Origin of the sequence: Microbacterium sp. 18062 (assembly GCF_902706225.1) — a bacterium.
Taxonomy (GTDB): domain Bacteria; phylum Actinomycetota; class Actinomycetes; order Actinomycetales; family Microbacteriaceae; genus Microbacterium.
The window spans coordinates 1-598 of record NZ_CACSKB010000167.1; the positions used below are offsets into that span (position 1 = coordinate 1).

Annotated in this window: 1 protein-coding gene; it reads left to right on the plus strand. The window is 32.8% G+C overall.

Translation table 11 applies throughout. The features are described 5' to 3' along the window. Nucleotides 1-110 precede the first annotated feature (110 nt). Nucleotides 111-598 (plus strand): hypothetical protein (locus GVL03_RS19180; protein ID WP_159502573.1); only part of this gene is annotated, 488 nt, incomplete at its 3' end.

Genomic DNA, 598 nt, shown 5'->3' on the forward strand with positions numbered 1-598 from the left:
TAATAATTATGCATAAAAAGAGTTCTCCGAAAACCGTCCGATGTGTAGTGAAAATTCCGTAATGCCACTTTTGTATAAATGCATGCAAGTAATTCATAATCATAAATTATATGAGAAAATTAAACAATAGCATTCAGCGGTTGAATAAAATATGGGGAAGAAAGACCATCTGTATGTGGGTTTTTTTTATTTTTCTCTATTTTTTATGTTTTCTTTTTGAAGATTGTGGTTTGATAGAGGGAATTACAAATTTCGTAGCTTCTTATATTCCAATGATAAGTGGTTTAAAGTCTTCTGAAGTCACTTATGCAAAAATGGGGGCTGATTATTTTTCCATGATTGCAGTTTCTTGCCCGTTTTTTTTCTTTTGGATTATTTTTCAAGACGATGTGTTAATGAGAATTTCATATGGATATGCTAGGATGAATCGCCGCGCTTGGGAGATATTTTTATTGCATTATATTATTGGTATTCCTTTGTTGATTTTTTTGATTTTTCTGGCAATTGAGGCACCATTTGGATATTCGTCGGCCCCAGGAAACTTTGGGAAAACAATATTCTATTTGATGCTGAACAATGGAATTGGCCTGCCTATCAT